This window comes from Halomonas sp. HMF6819, assembly GCF_044335525.1.
Lineage (GTDB): Bacteria > Pseudomonadota > Gammaproteobacteria > Pseudomonadales > Halomonadaceae > Vreelandella.
Map to the genome: position 1 here is coordinate 149,812 of NZ_JBIQVY010000004.1, position 15,116 is coordinate 164,927.

The following is a 15,116-nucleotide window of genomic DNA, read 5'->3' on the forward strand; positions in this document are numbered from 1 at the left end:
AAGGCGACATCACAGGCAATAAAAAGGGAGCGCTATGACTGAACCACCTAATCCGCCGTTGTCACTCAGCGGTCTGATTCATGAATTTATCCACAACCGCTTTGCCACCAAAACCGAAAAGCTGGCGGAGGACGATCCCGCCTACCTCAAGTTGCAGGCGCAGTTCGACCCGCCAACGTGGCTGGCCGATGCCGCGCGGCGCGTCAGTCAGTTGCAAGTCGTCACCCACTCGCTCAAGGCGGTCCACCCGGATGCCAAAGGCACCAATCTCTACGTCGACCCCGGTCAGCTTGATCGCGGAACCCTGGTGGGCAGCCACTGCCTGCCGAACGATTTTCAGGGCGATGTGGTCGGCAATGCCGCCGCTCTCGATGTTTACAAGTTCCTGAAGCTCGAATGGCGAGGGCGTTCACTTCTGGAACGGGCGCTGGCAAACGATGATGAGTTGATCGAAGCGCTCAGCAAGGATCGCAATGAGGCAGTAGCGTGGGTCAGCGCCTTTGCGCAGATCGTCGAGCCAAAAGGTGAGCCCAGTTCCCACGCGCGCGGCAAGCAGGTGTACTGGCTGACCGGTGATGAGCCGACCAGCAACGATAGTTATCGATTGCTGGCGCCGCTTTACGCTACCGCCCTGACGCATCCGCTTCATGCCCGGCTTAGTGAGGCGCGCTTTGGCGAGCACGCCAAGGCCGGCCGCAAGGCGCGCCGGGACGGTGCGGCGTTTGACGGCGAGTACAGTGATTATCTCAATCTGGCCGTACAAAAGCTTGGCGGCACCAAACCGCAGAATATTTCCCAGCTCAATAGTGAACGCGGCGGGCAGAATTATCTGCTGGCCTCGCTGCCGCCACACTGGCAGTCGCGTGAAATCTATCCACCCATGCGTGAGGCATTTCGCACCTTCAAACGTCGCCCCGAGGTGTGGAAAACGCTTGCCGAGTTAAAGCGTTTTCTGGAAACCGATCCCGACCGAAACATGCACACCCGTGACCTGCGTGACGACTTCACCGCCATGCTGGTCGATGAGCTGATGCTGTTCTCCTTCGACATGTATACGCTTGCCCCCGGCTGGACGGCCGATGAAAAGTGCGAGCTGGTGGTAGAGGAGCAGTTCTGGCTCGACCCTGGGCGAGCCCACCGAGACGCCGACTTCGATCAGGCGCGGCGGCACTCGGACTGGCATGAGGTCATCGCGGATCGCGCGGCGGGCTGGCTCAACCGTGAGCTGAGTTATAAAAGCTCGCTGAGCATGGGCGACCCCGAGCACGCCTACTGGGAACAGCAGATCGGCAAGGTCGTTCAGGCATTCAAGCGCCAAATGGATGACCTGCAAGACGCCCTGCGCGACGATGAGCAGTTGGAAGGAGAACCCGCATGATCGATCACCTTCTTTTGCTTCCCCGGCTGCGCATCCAGAACGCCAACGCCATTTCCAGCCCGATGACTTGGGGCTTTCCCGCCATGAGCGCCTTTGTGGGCGTGCAGCAGGTGCTCGAACGCAACCTGCCCGACGACATCAAGCTGGTGTTCAATGAGATCGGCGTGGTGTGCCATCACATCGAGCCGCAGGTGACCGAGGGCGGCTTCATCAAGGCGTTTCATCTGACACGTAACCCGGTGGACAAGAGCGGCAACACCGCCGCCATCGTCGAGGAAGGCCGAGCGCATCTGGAGATCAGCCTGCTGATTGGCGTCGAATCGGATGGCGAGGAGCTGGGCAGCCCCGAGCGCCGCCGGGAAATCGCCGACCGTTTGTTCGAGCAGGTGCAGGGCATGCGAATTGCCGGCGGTAGCGTTATGCCTTCGCTCGACACGCACACGCGGGGCCGTCCCGAGCTGATCAGCTTCGATGCCAACGAAGACAAGCGCGCCGGGCAGTGGCGACGCCTCAAACGCCGCCTGCTCCCGGGCTTTGCGTTGGTGTTGCGCGACGACCTGCTCACCGCGCATACCGCCACCCTCAAGGCGCAGAACGAGCACGCCACCGCGCTGGACGCTTGGCTCGATTTTTCCCGGCTCAATCACGCCTGCCACGTCGAGCAGGTAGAGGATGAACAGAGCGGCACGATCAAAGAGGTCGCCCACTGGCACGTGCGCCGCCCTTATCCCGGCTGGCTGGTGCCGATTCCGGTCGGTTATGGCGCCATCTCCGAGCTGTATTCGCCCGGCGAGGTCGCCAACGCCCGCGATCCCGAGGTGCCGTTTCAGTTCGTGGAAAGCCTCTATTCGCTCGGCGAGTGGGTCAGCCCGCACCGCTTCCAAACGCCCGACGATCTGATGTGGTTCGTGGAAAACGATCTGGGTTGCGGGATTTACCGCCTTCAAAACGACTACGCCAAGACGCTGCTACAAGACTAATTCAAGGGGAAATGACATGGCCAAGAACGATACTCTCAAAACCGCTTCCGTCCTCGCCTTCGAGCGCAAACTCGACCCGTCCGACGCGCTATTCAGCGCCGGAAGCTGGGACGCGCGCAGCGATAGCGCACAATGGGCGGCGGTCCCCGTTCGCGAAAAATCGGTGCGCGGCACCATCTCCAACCGCCTTAAAGCCAAGGATCAGGATCCACTCAAGCTCGATGCCGCCATCGAGAACCCCAACCTACAGACCGTCGATGTAGCCGCGCTGCCCCATGATACCGATACGCTCGCCGTGCGCTTCACGCTACGCGTGCTGGCGGGCGCCGGTGTGCCCTCGGCCTGCAACAACGCCGAGTACCAGCAAAAGCTCAAGCAGACGGTCCAGGGCTACGTTAGCGAGCACGGCTTTCATGAGCTGGCCCACCGCTACGCCTGCAACCTGGCCAACGGTCGCTTTTTGTGGCGCAACCGCATGGGTGCCGAAACGGTCGAGGTGGTCGTCAGCCAGATGAAAGCCGGGCAGCCGGACAAGAGCTGGACGTTCGATGCGCTTGCCCAGCCCACCCGCGATTTCCAAGGCGACGCCCAGACAAAAGAGCTGGGCACAGCCATTGCCCAGGCGCTGGCCGGCGAGCAGTATCTGCTGCTCGATGTGGTCGCTTTTGCGCGCATTGGCGCCGGGCAAGAGGTGTTCCCCTCGCAGGAGCTGATTCTGGATCGCGCCCGCGGCGACAAGAGCAAGACGCTTTATAGCGTCGAGATTAACGACAAAAAAAATGACGTCAAAAAGCAGGCGGCGATCCACTCACAAAAGCTGGGTAACGCCCTGCGTACCATCGATACCTGGTACCCGGCGCCGGAGAACGGTAGTGACCTTGGCCCCATCGCCGTCGAACCTTACGGCTCGGTTACCACCCAAGGCACGGCCTATCGCCAGCCCAAACAGAAAGTGGATTTCTACAACCTGCTGGATAACTGGCTGCTGAAAGACCAGGTGCCGAGCGTCGAAAATCAACACTTCGTGATGGCCACCCTGATCCGCGGCGGCGTCTTCGGCGATGCGGGGTAAGCCATGGACCACTACATCGACCTCCGGCTAAGGCCGGACCCGGACTTTCCCGAGCCGATGCTGATGGGCGCGCTTTACAGCAAGCTGCACCGGGCGCTTTGCGACCTGGACGCCAACGATATCGGCGTGAGCTTTCCCCAATACAAGGTGGGCGTGAAAGCGCGCACATTGGGCGACCACCTTCGCCTGCACGGTGGCCAGGAGCGGCTCGAGCGGCTGATGGCCTTGGGCTGGCTGACCGGCATGCGCGATCATGTAAGCGTTAGCGACGTTTGCGAGGTGCCTGCCGACGCGACGCATCTCATGGTGACGCGCAGGCAATTCAATACCGGCAGCCCTAGCCGCGCGAAGCGCTATGCCAAACGGCATGATGTTTCAGAAAGCGAGGCGCGTGAGATATACGCTGAAGTGGCAACAAAGCGCATCGAGCTACCGTTCGTGCAAATCACTAGCCGCTCGACGCAGCAGCGCTTCGCTCTGTTCATTGAACACGGGAAGCCTCAGGCAGTACCGATCGCCGGAGCGTTCAACCATTACGGTTTGAGCCCTACCGCCACTGTGCCCTGGTTTTGACCCTTTTTCTGCGTATGAAAAAGGAGAGCCATTAATCAATCACTTAGCGGTATCACTTTAAAAAAGGGTGATACCGCTTTTTTGGCTAAAGCTCTTTAACAATCAGACCATTATTTTTGATAATCTCTAGTTCGCTGCCGCCCAGGCAGCTCAGAAAACCGGGACCACCAGGCATACCAGAGGTATCGAGTTCGCTGCCGCCCAGGCAGCTCAGAAAAAAAGGAAGGGAATTAAGATGCTGGTCCAGTAGTTCGCTGCCGCCCAGGCAGCTCAGAAAGACAGATCAAGATCGTCGCAGGGGTTATCAAAGTTCGCTGCCGCCCAGGCAGCTCAGAAAATTGGGCAGCTCAGGAACCGCTACCAATGGAGGTTCGCTGCCGCCCAGGCAGCTCAGAAAATAATCTCTTTTTCCAGCCTTACCTTTATGGCGTTCGCTGCCGCCCAGGCAGCTCAGAAAATCCTGTTGCCACGACGCTACACACGACGCGCGTTCGCTGCCGCCCAGGCAGCTCAGAAAACATAATGCGTAGGCGCATCCCCGTTCAGTGCGTTCGCTGCCGCCCAGGCAGCTCAGAAAGCTTTACTGATTCCTCTGCCCGCTGCTCTACCGTTCGCTGCCGCCCAGGCAGCTCAGAAATATATCGCAAATATCAGAACCGGAGGAGTATGGTTCGCTGCCGCCCAGGCAGCTCAGAAAATAGTAAGTAGCCTTTCATTATATAGGATCGAGTTCGCTGCCGCCCAGGCAGCTCAGAAATTGAAGATGTTAAGGTCTGGATGGTGTCACCCGTTCGCTGCCGCCCAGGCAGCTCAGAAAAGCTAAACACGACAATCGAAAAAGTCCTAAACGTTCGCTGCCGCCCAGGCAGCTCAGAAAAAAAAGAATCGGACGATCAGCGCGTAACGACCGTTCGCTGCCGCCCAGGCAGCTCAGAAATGCTGGGCAGCGTAGGCGGCGGCCTCGGCAGCGTTCGCTGCCGCCCAGGCAGCTCAGAAAATACGCACCTTTCAGGTGCCAATAAGTCATTGGTTCGCTGCCGCCCAGGCAGCTCAGAAAACGCGCTGGTATGGCGTGATTGACCGCCTGGCGTTCGCTGCCGCCCAGGCAGCTCAGAAACAGCGCTTGTGTGAGCAGGTCCTGGCCGGTAGGTTCGCTGCCGCCCAGGCAGCTCAGAAAACCACCACCAAGTCGTCGTGCGCGATGCTGCGGTTCGCTGCCGCCCACAGGCAGCTCAGAAAGACTTGGTGCCGTCATCGTAAGCCACGGTCAGGTTCGCTGCCGCCCAGGCAGCTCAGAAACGGGGGCCTTCATCGAGGGTGCAGGGGTAGATGTTCGCTGCCGCCCAGGCAGCTCAGAAATAATTGAGGTATTCGATACTTCAATCGAGTATGTTCGCTGCCGCCTAGGCAGCTCAGAAAAATGCCGGAGGCAGTTACGAGATCCGCAACGGGTTCGCTGCCGCCCAGGCAGCTCAGAAAAGGAATGCGTGCTCGACCTCTTTAACGCCGCCGTTCGCTGCCGCCCAGGCAGCTCAGAAACATAGATGCCCACCTCGTGCGGCGCGTTTAACGTTCGCTGCCGCCCGGGCAGCTCAGAAATAGAGCAACAACGGCGATCAAGGTCATGCCACGTTCGCTGCCGCCCAGGCAGCTCAGAAAATGCGCGAAACCCAAGGCCAGCTCAAGGAGCTGTTCGCTGCCGCCCAGGCAGCTCAGAAAGATCAGTACGCGTATCAATAAGCCGGCGGGCGGTTCGCTGCCGCCTTGGCAGCTCAGAAAACTACGACTGGTTGAAGAAAACAGGGCTGAGCGTTCGCTGCCGCCCAGACAGCTCAGAAAACGATGCACGCGCTTCATTTCGAACCGATCGAGTTCGCTGCCGCCCAAGCAGCTCAGAAAGCGAGGTAGTCGAGAATTGGCTGTTCCTGATTGTTCGCTGCCGCCTAGGCAGCTCAGAAAGGCAAAAACGATGCTTTGAACTCATACGGATCGTTCGTTGCCGCCCAGGCAGCTTCAAACCATGAAGCGAAGCAGATGGGGAGACTCGAAGTTGCACAATGGATGTGAAAGAGAAGGGAAGGCCGGTGGGCGATCGCTCCATCGCTTGGCGCATGGGTCCAAGGCGATGGAGCGTATCAATCGTTTAGTGACGCAGTGATTCTATTTCTCGTCTTCGTCCCAGTGCTCCATTGCGCGCTTGTCATCCGGCAGGCGGACGATGTCGTCGATGTTGAGTTTGCCGTGGGCTTTGGTGCGGTGGCCGTGGGCGTCGAGGATGGCGGCGACACTGCCAACGCTGACCCCTTCGTCTTCCCGGTAGGTTTCCACTTTCACCCGCACTATGCGGTTTTGATAGCGGGCAGAGAGGATGTCGCCGCGGCGGGGGGCGTCATGGTCCGGGTCGTTCTTGAAGTACTCCGATACGCTGGCGCGGCCGGGATCGTCCCATTCGATGTGTTGATGCATTCTGCGTGTCCTTTTGCCGAGTGAATGATGAGCTTAGTGTAGTTTGTAATGTCGGCAATCGGCCACCCGCGACCTTTTTCATGAGAGGCCGGGTGGAATCGCGGTATCCAAAGATGGCGGAACGCATCATTTTTAAGCGTCAAAGCTTTTGATGGTTCCAATCTGGCTATTGTTGCAATGCCAGCGCACCATTTTGGTTCAGTTTTTAGCCGATTGATCTTTTGTGGTGCGTTTTTCATGGTGTGGGCGCAGGTTCGAAACGATCAAAATGCGCTATGCGTGGTAAGTGCGCGGCAAAAGAATTGAAAATACTTTTCAAAACAGTGTCTTGTTAAAGGGTATGCCATATTGGTGCAAAGTTGGCACACTACATGCTTAGTAAATGGCAACGGCTGGCGTCGTAGGCAAACGCTTTAGGGCGTGCTACAACGAGAGCCGGTTTACCTTGAATCGCTGGTGACAGGGCGGGAGTCAACGCTCTTCATGCGAACAAACAACGAAGGCGTGGCTTACGCACGTTGCGTACGACGGCTTTGTTCAACAATACGTTTAATCGATCGCTTACAGTACACGCTTTAAGCCACGCTCATACCGGAGACGGAGAACAGTATGTCAGCCAAGACGCTCGCGCTAATCGAAGAAAATGAAGTCAAGTGGGTAGACCTGCGTTTCACCGATACGCGCGGTAAAGAGCAGCACGTCACCGTACCGGCACGGGACGTCGACGAAGAGTTTTTCGAAAACGGCCAAATGTTCGATGGCTCCTCCATCGAAGGCTGGAAGGGCATCAACGAATCCGACATGATTCTGCGTCCCGAAGACGGCACCGCCTTCCTCGACCCCTTCACCGAAGACGCGACTATCATCCTGCGTTGCGACATCATCGAGCCGGCCACCATGCAGGGCTACGATCGCGACCCGCGCTCCATCGCCAAGCGCGCTGAAGCCTACCTCGAGTCCACTGGCCTTGGCGACACCGCCTTCTTCGGCCCGGAACCCGAGTTCTTCATCTTCGATCAGGTGCACTGGAAAACCGATATCCAGGGCTCCATGTTCAAGATCAGCTCTGAAGAGGGTGCTTGGGCGACCGATAGCGACGTCGAAGGCGGCAACCTTGGCCACCGTCCGCGCGTTAAAGGCGGCTACTTCCCGGTGCCCCCGGTCGACAGCTTCCACGACATTCGTGGCGCGATGTGTAACACCCTGGAAGCGATCGGCCAGTCCGTCGAAGTGCATCACCACGAAGTAGCGAACGCCGGCCAAAACGAAATCGGCGTGAAGTTCAATACGCTGGTGAAGAAGGCTGACGAAGTTCAGGAAATGAAGTACGTGATCCACAACGTGGCGCACGCCTACGGCAAAACCGCCACCTTCATGCCGAAGCCGCTGGTGGGCGATAACGGCTCGGGCATGCACGTGCACCAGTCGTTCTGGAAGGATGGTGAAAACCAGTTCGCCGGCGACGAGTACGCGGGCCTTTCCGAAATGGCGCTTTACTACATCGGCGGTGTGATCAAGCACGCTCGCGCCCTGAACGCGTTCACCAACGCCTCGACCAACTCCTACAAGCGTCTGGTACCGGGTTTCGAAGCGCCGGTCATGCTCGCCTACAGCGCGCGTAACCGCTCGGCGTCCATCCGTATTCCGTACACCGCGAGCCCGAAAGGCAAGCGTGTCGAAACCCGCTTCCCCGACCCGACCGCCAACCCGTACCTGTCGTTCGCGGCGCTTTTGATGGCCGGTATCGACGGCATCAAGAACAAGATCCACCCGGGCGATGCGATGGACAAGAACCTGTACGACCTGCCGCCGGAAGAAGGCAAGTCCGTACCGACCGTTGCCACTAGCCTGGATCAGGCGCTGGAAGCGCTCGACGCCGACCGCGCGTTCCTGACCGAAGGTGGCGTGTTCACCGACGACATGATCGATGCCTACATCGAGCTCAAGATGGAAGAAGTCACGCGCATGCGCATGGCGACACACCCGATCGAGTTCGACATGTACTACAGCTGCTAAGCAGCAGCCTACCTCACCTTCGAGGTGTATTGGCTCCAAACCCCGCCTCGGCGGGGTTTTTTTATGGGGAATCGCCATGCAAGCGACAATCAATCGGTGGGCGCGCCGGACCAACGCGCTGATGCTCTGCGCCCTTGCTGGGAGCCTGGCGCTGTGGCTGGTGCAAAGCCCGGCCCAGGCGCAAACGGTGTACCGCGTGGTCGACGAGAGCGGCCGGGTGACCTACACCGACAACCCGGACAGCGGCGGCGAAGCCGTGACGCTGGCGCCGCTGCCGAGCGTGCAAGCCGCGCCGCCGCCCACAGCGCCACGCAGTCAGGCGCGGCCCGGCCAGCCCTTCATGCCTTACGATCGGTTCGCGATCGAAAGCCCGGCGCCCGGTACACGCCTCGATGACACGATGACGCCGGTAGACGTGCGCGTTCAGCCGCCGCTGCGCGAGGATCACCAGATCCGGCTGCTGGTGAACGGCGAGATCAGCCAGTCGGCGCTGCACAGCGATGCCTTCTGGCTGACTGGGCTCACTCAGGGCTCGCATCGGCTGGAAGCCGAGCTGCTCGACAGCCAAGGGCGGGTACAGCACCGCACCGAAGCGGTGAGTATCCTGGTTGCTCCGCGATAATATGCACTAAAATAGTGCATCGTCGGCGTACGCATTTCGCACCGCGTTGCAATGGCGCATGGTTTTGCGCCGCCTTGATGCGATAAACCCGTTAGGGGCGCGCTCAATGTGCGATTGGCGCGCTTTTTGCAGTTTCTCTGCATGCGCTTGCGACCCAACGATCGAACCTCGCAGCGTCACGCGACTTACCCAAGGCCCTTCAGGACACGCCATGTATCAGCGTTTACTCGAACATCTCACCACCGCCGTGCTGCTGCTGGATGGTGAACTGCGCGTTGGCTGGATGAATCCCGCCGCCGAAGCGCTTCTGGCCGTGAGTATCAGCCGCGTGAAGGGCATGAGTCTGGATACCCTTTTAGGCTGCGGTGAAAGCGTCGATAGCGTGCTGGCCAAGGCGCGCGATGCCTTTCATCCCTATACCCAGCGCGAGGCGCGCATTACGCCGCTCAACGGCGAGCCGCTCACGGTGGACTATACGGTCACGCCGCTTTCGGCGGATGAGCTACTGCTGGAAGTCGAACCCCGCGATCGCCTGATGCAGATTTCCCGCGAGGAGGCGCTGACCACCCGCCAAGAGACCATCAAGGTGCTGGCACGCGGCCTGGCCCACGAGGTGAAAAACCCGCTGGGCGGGATTCGCGGCGCCGCCCAGTTGCTGGAGCGCGACCTGGATGATCCGGCGCTTCGTGAGTACACCCGTATCATCGTCGAAGAGGTCGACCGCCTAAAAGACCTGGTGGATTCGATGCTCGGCCCGAACCGTATGCCTCGCCACGAGCCGGTCAATATCCACAAGATTCTGGAGCGCGTGCGGGCGTTGCTGCTGGCCGAACACCCCACGATTACCATTACCCGCGACTACGACCCGAGCCTGCCTGAGCTTTCCGGCGACGAGTCGCAGATGATTCAGGCGGTGCTGAACGTGGCGCGCAACGCCGTGCAGGCGATGACCGAAGCCCAGGTCGAGGCGCCGGAGCTGGTGCTGCGCACCCGCGCCAAGCGCCAGTTCACTCTGGGCGCTGAGCGCCACCGGCTGGTCAGCGAGGTCGGCCTGATCGACAACGGCCCCGGCATCCCCGACGCCCTGCGCGCCACGCTGTTCTACCCCATGGTCTCCGGGCGCGCCGAAGGCAGCGGCCTGGGCCTCTCGATCGCTCAGTCGATTCTGCATCAGCATCACGGATTGATCGAATGCGACTCACACCCGGGACGGACTGAATTTCGTCTTTTAATTCCGCTGGTTAATCATCTTACCGGAGACGCGTCATGACTGAGACGACACACGCCGATGTTTCACGGGTCATCATCGTCGACGACGACCGCGCCATTCGCTGGGTGCTGGAGCGCGCCCTAGCGCAGCCGGACCTGGACGTTGAGTGTATCGAACGCGCCGACACCGCCCTCGAGCGGCTTTTAAGCGACCCGCCGGACGTGCTGGTCACCGATATCCGCATGCCGGGCATCGACGGGCTGGATTTGATGTCGCGCGTACGTGAGGCCCATCCGGATTTGCCGGTCATCGTCATGACCGCCCACTCGGATCTCGATAGCGCCGTGGCCTCCTACCAGGGCGGGGCGTTCGAGTACCTGCCCAAGCCTTTCGATGTGGACGAGGCGCTGGCGCTGGTGCGCCGCGCCGTGGCCCACGCTCGTGAGCGCCAGCGCCCGGTGAGCGTGCCGGAAGGCCTCAACGCCGAGATCATCGGCGAAGCGCCCGCCATGCAGGAGGTGTTTCGCGCCATCGGCCGGCTATCGCACTCGCATATTACCGTGCTTATCAACGGCGAATCCGGCACCGGCAAGGAGCGGGTCGCCCAGGCGCTTCACCAGCACAGCCCGCGCGCCGGCAAGCCGTTCATCGCGCTGAACATGGCGGCGATTCCCAAGGACCTGATCGAATCCGAGCTGTTCGGTCACGAAAAGGGCGCCTTTACTGGCGCCGGCGCCCAGCGCCAGGGGCGCTTCGAGCAGGCCAATGGCGGCACGCTGTTTCTCGACGAGATCGGCGACATGCCCGCGGAAACCCAGACGCGGCTTCTGCGTGTGCTGGCCGACGGCGAGTTCTACCGCGTAGGCGGTCACACCTCGGTGAAGGTGGATGTGCGCATCATCGCCGCGACGCACCAGAACCTGGAGTCGCTGGTCGACGAAGGGCGCTTTCGCGAGGATCTGTTTCACCGCCTGAACGTCATCCGTGTGCACCTGCCAAGGCTCGCCGAGCGCCGCGAAGACATCCCCAGGCTTACGCGGCACTTTCTCGCCGAGGCTGCCAAGGAACTCTCCACGGATATCAAGGTTCTGACCACGGACGCCGAAACGCACCTGACCAAACTGGATTGGCCGGGTAACGTGCGCCAGCTCGAGAATATCTGCCGGTGGCTAACGGTCATGGCCTCGGGCCGTGAAATTCTGATCGAGGATTTACCGCCGGAACTTCGCACCGTGGGCGCGTCATCGGCCGGTGCGCAGGGCGACTGGCGCAGCGCGTTTCGCGGCTGGGCGGATCACGCGCTGGCCCAAGGTCATACGCACCTGCTGGAGGAGGCGGTGCCGGATTTCGAGCGGATCCTGATCGAAACCGCGCTCAAGCATACCGGCGGGCGCAAGGGCGAAGCCGCCGAGCTTTTGGGGTGGGGGCGCAATACGCTTACTCGCAAGCTGAAAACGCTGCTGCCGGCGCTGGCCGACGAGGCCTGAAGCGAGCCATTGGGCACGCCGTCAGGCCAGGCAACGAGTGCGACGGGGCGGGCTTACGCTGTTTGGCAAAGCGCCAAAAACTGCTCGAAATCGCGCAGAATCAGCGGAAGGCTCGCGTGCAGGCGGTGGTCGTCGTCCACCATGCGCAGCGACAGCCGCTGGCGGCGTGCGTGCTCGATGACCGGCTCGCAAGGCACCACGTTGTCGCGCCAGCCGTGAATGATGTGGGTGTGGCGGGCGCCAAGCGTTAGCGTGGTTTCTGGGTAGTCCGGCATGCCGAGCGCCGGCGCCAGTAAAAAGCACCCAAGCACCGGATGGCGCTGGCTAACGGCGGCGCTCAAAAACCCGCCCAGACTCGACCCGGCCATGATGCAGTGAGCCGGGTCGTCGCCGCGGTTTTCAAGGGTTGCCAGCAGATGAGCGAAGCGCGCCTGATGGTTTGGCTGGTCGCGGTAGTCCATCACGACCGCCTCGCAATCCTCAAAGGCTTCCACCACGCCCTTGAGCGCCTGTACCTTCAGCGCCTCGGGCCCGCTTTCGAGCCCGTGGGATAAATACACGTGGGTCAGCATCACTCTTCCGCCGCGTCCTGAACGACCTTGCCTCCCTGCTCGATATCGCGGCCCATTCCCTGGAACGTATTGCAGCCGCTTACCATCAGAAGCGTCATCAACAGCGCAAGACCCGAAGCGATAGGGCGTTTCATTGGCGTGTACCCGTGGTGAGAAATCATCGTTGAGTGAAAAACCGTCGTTGAGTAAGAAGCCCTTATTGGCTGGCGCTAAACGCAGGGCAAAGGCAGTCTCATGGTGGGACTGCCTTGGCTAACTTTAGCCAGCAACGCGCGCTTTGGTAAGCAAAATTTGCCGCGTCAATGCCTCGAAAAGCGCCGTTAAAAGCGGTGCTTTTCGAGTCTCGCCAGCGAAGCTAGGGATGTCTGGATGACTCGTGAGCGTACTGGCGACGTTAAGATCACGATGGAACCCGAATAAATTGTACTGACCCCGAATAAAGTGAAAAGGGCCGCGTGGCACTGAGCCAACTTGTCGTATCAAATCGTCGTTATTGTCGCATGTGCCACATCGACACAGATTAAAGGCCGTAATAGACACCATCGAATCGGACAATGAAATGTCGGTATATATTTCAAGTATTTGATATATAAGTATTTTATTTAATTATAGGCAGTGTTGGCCCGCTCCCTGCAGTATTAGGGGAAGAGCCACCGCAATGAGTTCGTGAAGCTTAATCGGTTTGAGCAGGCTACAGAAGAGACAGGATGGCATGGAGCCAAAGGGATATGGATTTTTACGGACACTAGCCTGCTCACTCTTATCGGCGCAAGGTGGCGCCGACATCACGGCCAGGGAGCGGCGGCGATGCAAACTGGCCATTTCGTTTTTACGAGATGGCTTTTTTGCGTTCATGGGAAAGTGCTAATGACCTGATATTTAGACGTATTTGTTCATTGAGTGGCGGTAGGGAAGCCTCTGTATAAAATTTTATACGGATGCGTATCCCGTTTTGGTCTATCCTCAGGGATAAACCAACCTAGCGGCTAGAAAACGTCAACGTTCAGCTGCCTACTCAGGGACAAGCGTCATGGCAATGGCTCTCATGTTCGTCATGTTTATATTGTTTTTAGGGTTTTCCGGAGTGGGTGTTTACGTCATGGTCAAGACCTCGTCTAGAACGGCCCAGGAAAAGCTCGACGACCTTCCGCCAGATCTCAAGTAAGCCTGCATTCTCTTTTATTCTTAACTACCCGCTTTCAACGACCGGCGCCCGCTTTTGCGGGCGCCGGTCGTTTCGCTGAGCGCTTTTCAGCGCTGATCGCCTTGCCAGCGGCCTTTGCCGCGATTGGGCACCATGCGCCCGAAGTACAAGAGCCCAAACGCCAGCCAGCCAAGCGTTAGCACGGTAGTGAAAATCAAAACGGCGAGCGCGCCAAACTCGGCGATCAACGGCAGGGCGGCGGCGGTGAAAAGCCCCCCACCGACGATCGGCTCGAACATCAGCTGCTTGTAGCCAAAGCTTTCGAAGGCGCCGGACTCGTTTTTCGGGTCGGCCATACGCATGAGCAGAAGCCCCGTCACCGTGACCCCCATGGACTGGCCGAAGTCGCCGATGCCACGCTCGAACCAGTGGTGGGGAATGATGCGCGGCGCCAGTACGATCAGCACGAAAAGCCCCCAGGCGATGCCGGCAAAGGCCAGCAGCAAAAAGGGAATCAGGTACTCGCTGAGCGTGGTCAGCGAAAGCGTGGCGAGCGCGGCCACGATGGTGAAATCAAGCGCGGTACCCGCGATGCGCGACATGGTGCGGGTGGAAACATGGCGCTCCAGATTAAAGCGCATGACGATCAGCTGTACGATCACCCCGCCGATCATGGCGATGGGAAACAGCGGTACGTGGGCGAGAATTTCGAGCCCGCCGTTTCGCGCCCAGGTCACCTGCTCGATCCATTGAAGCCCGGACAGCAGCAGCCAGCCGATCACGATCGCCACTCCGACCAGTCCGATATGCAGGCTGAGCGGGTCGGTGGTGCCGGCTTCCTGAGTCAGGTCCTTTTTGAATTCGCTGAACTCACCGGCCGACGGGCGCTCCTCGTCGCGCAGGGTTTCGTCCGGCGCTCCCTCCTCTTGCTGTTTTTCCGGCGTCACGACTCCTCGGCGCGCGGCGATATTGATCATGAGCGTGCCGATCAGCACGCCGGAGACGATCCCGACCGTGGCAAGCCCGAGCGCGAGATCCGCGCCCTCTTCGAAACCCAGCTCCGCGAAGGTGTTGCCCATACCGGCAGCGGTGCCGTGGCCGCCCTCGAAGCCGATTTCGATCAGCGCCCCGGCCATGGGGTTCATGCCAAACACCGGCGCCAGCACCAAAAGCGCAAGCGACAGCCCCACCACGTACTGACCCCAGGCCATGGTCTGGCCCACCACGACCTGCGGGCCGGCGCGCATCCAGATCGTTTTAATGCCGGGAATGGTCTTGCCGATGAATAGCGCCGCGAACACCACGTTGATCAAAAGCCCGGGCAGCGATGCCCAACTCTCCTGCACGTAAGCCGGAAAAAGCCCCGCGCTCTCTTCGAACACTTCGGGCATGAAGCGGCCGAGCACGTCCGGGCCCATCAGCAGTAGCAGCAGGCCAGCGATGACAGAACTTGGCAGGAACAGGCGTCTGAGCCAGCCGATTTTCAGGCGAAGGGCATTGCTGAGTAGAAGGGCCAGGCCAATGAGGACCAGCGCAACGAAGAGGTCACCGACGGTCATGGTCATGTCATCACTCCCTGATGAGCAGGATAGGCGC

13 protein-coding genes and 1 CRISPR repeat array are annotated in these 15,116 nt (G+C 60.0%); of the genes, 9 read left to right on the plus strand and 4 right to left on the minus strand.

The window, feature by feature from the left end:
• Nucleotides 1-34 precede the first annotated feature (34 nt).
• Genes csy1 through cas6f form a run of 4 tightly spaced genes read left to right on the plus strand, consistent with a single transcriptional unit; the run spans nt 35 to nt 4,003 of the window.
• A complete protein-coding gene (gene csy1, locus ACGLWX_RS12995) occupies nt 35-1,378 on the plus strand; it encodes a type I-F CRISPR-associated protein Csy1 (protein WP_396240218.1) in 1,344 nt (447 codons plus the stop codon).
• Nucleotides 1,375-2,358, plus strand: coding sequence for a type I-F CRISPR-associated protein Csy2 (gene csy2 / locus ACGLWX_RS13000; protein ID WP_396240220.1), 984 nt, complete (start codon nt 1,375-1,377; stop codon nt 2,356-2,358). Before csy1 ends, csy2 begins: the two co-directional genes overlap by 4 nt.
• Before the next feature lie 16 nt (nt 2,359-2,374).
• Nucleotides 2,375-3,430, plus strand: a complete 1,056-nt coding sequence (csy3, locus tag ACGLWX_RS13005; protein WP_396240222.1) for a type I-F CRISPR-associated protein Csy3 — start codon at nt 2,375-2,377, stop codon at nt 3,428-3,430.
• 3 nt (nt 3,431-3,433) lie between these two features.
• Nucleotides 3,434-4,003 (plus strand): type I-F CRISPR-associated endoribonuclease Cas6/Csy4, encoded by a 570-nt coding sequence (gene cas6f / locus ACGLWX_RS13010; RefSeq protein ID WP_396240224.1) that lies wholly within the window; start codon nt 3,434-3,436, stop codon nt 4,001-4,003.
• Between the two features lie 129 nt (nt 4,004-4,132).
• Nucleotides 4,133-6,022: direct repeats of the CRISPR family, unit length 28 nt; unit sequence GTTCGCTGCCGCCCAGGCAGCTCAGAAA.
• A gap of 141 nt (nt 6,023-6,163) precedes the next feature.
• On the opposite strand, the gene ACGLWX_RS13015 is transcribed toward cas6f, so the two are convergent.
• Nucleotides 6,164-6,469 (minus strand): hypothetical protein, encoded by a 306-nt coding sequence (locus ACGLWX_RS13015; protein WP_252105913.1) that lies wholly within the window; start codon nt 6,467-6,469, stop codon nt 6,164-6,166.
• A gap of 609 nt (nt 6,470-7,078) precedes the next feature.
• On the opposite strand from ACGLWX_RS13015, the gene glnA reads away from it, so the two are divergent.
• From glnA to ntrC, 4 genes are all read left to right on the plus strand, one after another.
• Nucleotides 7,079-8,485: a glutamate--ammonia ligase gene (glnA, locus tag ACGLWX_RS13020; protein WP_396240225.1), complete on the plus strand. Its 1,407-nt coding sequence runs from the start codon at nt 7,079-7,081 to the stop codon at nt 8,483-8,485.
• A 76-nt stretch (nt 8,486-8,561) separates the two neighbouring features.
• Nucleotides 8,562-9,107, plus strand: a complete 546-nt coding sequence (locus ACGLWX_RS13025; RefSeq protein WP_396240227.1) for a DUF4124 domain-containing protein — start codon at nt 8,562-8,564, stop codon at nt 9,105-9,107.
• Between the two features lie 211 nt (nt 9,108-9,318).
• Nucleotides 9,319-10,377 (plus strand): nitrogen regulation protein NR(II), encoded by a 1,059-nt coding sequence (gene glnL / locus ACGLWX_RS13030; protein WP_252105916.1) that lies wholly within the window; start codon nt 9,319-9,321, stop codon nt 10,375-10,377.
• Nucleotides 10,374-11,804 (plus strand): nitrogen regulation protein NR(I), encoded by a 1,431-nt coding sequence (gene ntrC, locus ACGLWX_RS13035; protein WP_396240229.1) that lies wholly within the window; start codon nt 10,374-10,376, stop codon nt 11,802-11,804. Before glnL ends, ntrC begins: the two co-directional genes overlap by 4 nt.
• A 53-nt stretch (nt 11,805-11,857) precedes the next feature.
• Here ntrC and ACGLWX_RS13040 read toward each other — a convergent pair whose 3' ends face one another.
• Together ACGLWX_RS13040 and ACGLWX_RS13045 are read right to left on the minus strand one after the other, a co-directional pair.
• Nucleotides 11,858-12,373: a YqiA/YcfP family alpha/beta fold hydrolase gene (locus ACGLWX_RS13040; protein WP_396240635.1), complete on the minus strand. Its 516-nt coding sequence runs from the start codon at nt 12,371-12,373 to the stop codon at nt 11,858-11,860.
• Between the two features lie 2 nt (nt 12,374-12,375).
• Nucleotides 12,376-12,510, minus strand: coding sequence for an entericidin A/B family lipoprotein (locus ACGLWX_RS13045; RefSeq protein ID WP_396240231.1), 135 nt, complete (start codon nt 12,508-12,510; stop codon nt 12,376-12,378).
• Between the two features lie 896 nt (nt 12,511-13,406).
• Here ACGLWX_RS13045 and ACGLWX_RS13050 point away from each other — a divergent pair.
• The gene (locus ACGLWX_RS13050; protein WP_263585869.1) at nt 13,407-13,541 is read left to right on the plus strand and encodes a hypothetical protein; all 135 of its coding nucleotides are present in this window, start codon (nt 13,407-13,409) and stop codon (nt 13,539-13,541) included.
• Between the two features lie 86 nt (nt 13,542-13,627).
• Here the strand turns inward: ACGLWX_RS13050 and ACGLWX_RS13055 are convergent, their stop codons facing one another.
• Nucleotides 13,628-15,085, minus strand: a complete 1,458-nt coding sequence (locus ACGLWX_RS13055; protein WP_396240233.1) for a sodium/glutamate symporter — start codon at nt 15,083-15,085, stop codon at nt 13,628-13,630.
• Nucleotides 15,086-15,116: the final 31 nt, after the last annotated feature.

What these genes read in the sequence shown, in the direction of transcription:
- glnL (WP_252105916.1), top strand. Translation starts at nt 9,319, where the DNA reads ATGTATCAGCGTTTACTCGAACATCTCACCACCGCCGTGCTGCTGCTG.
- csy3 (WP_396240222.1), top strand. Translation starts at nt 2,375, where the DNA reads ATGGCCAAGAACGATACTCTCAAAACCGCTTCCGTCCTCGCCTTCGAG.
- ACGLWX_RS13050 (WP_263585869.1), top strand. Translation starts at nt 13,407, where the DNA reads ATGGCAATGGCTCTCATGTTCGTCATGTTTATATTGTTTTTAGGGTTT.
- ACGLWX_RS13055 (WP_396240233.1), bottom strand. Translation starts at nt 15,085, where the DNA reads ATGACCATGACCGTCGGTGACCTCTTCGTTGCGCTGGTCCTCATTGGC.
- glnA (WP_396240225.1), top strand. Translation starts at nt 7,079, where the DNA reads ATGTCAGCCAAGACGCTCGCGCTAATCGAAGAAAATGAAGTCAAGTGG.
- ACGLWX_RS13025 (WP_396240227.1), top strand. Translation starts at nt 8,562, where the DNA reads ATGCAAGCGACAATCAATCGGTGGGCGCGCCGGACCAACGCGCTGATG.
- ACGLWX_RS13015 (WP_252105913.1), bottom strand. Translation starts at nt 6,469, where the DNA reads ATGCATCAACACATCGAATGGGACGATCCCGGCCGCGCCAGCGTATCG.
- ACGLWX_RS13045 (WP_396240231.1), bottom strand. Translation starts at nt 12,510, where the DNA reads ATGAAACGCCCTATCGCTTCGGGTCTTGCGCTGTTGATGACGCTTCTG.
- ntrC (WP_396240229.1), top strand. Translation starts at nt 10,374, where the DNA reads ATGACTGAGACGACACACGCCGATGTTTCACGGGTCATCATCGTCGAC.
- csy2 (WP_396240220.1), top strand. Translation starts at nt 1,375, where the DNA reads ATGATCGATCACCTTCTTTTGCTTCCCCGGCTGCGCATCCAGAACGCC.
- cas6f (WP_396240224.1), top strand. Translation starts at nt 3,434, where the DNA reads ATGGACCACTACATCGACCTCCGGCTAAGGCCGGACCCGGACTTTCCC.
- csy1 (WP_396240218.1), top strand. Translation starts at nt 35, where the DNA reads ATGACTGAACCACCTAATCCGCCGTTGTCACTCAGCGGTCTGATTCAT.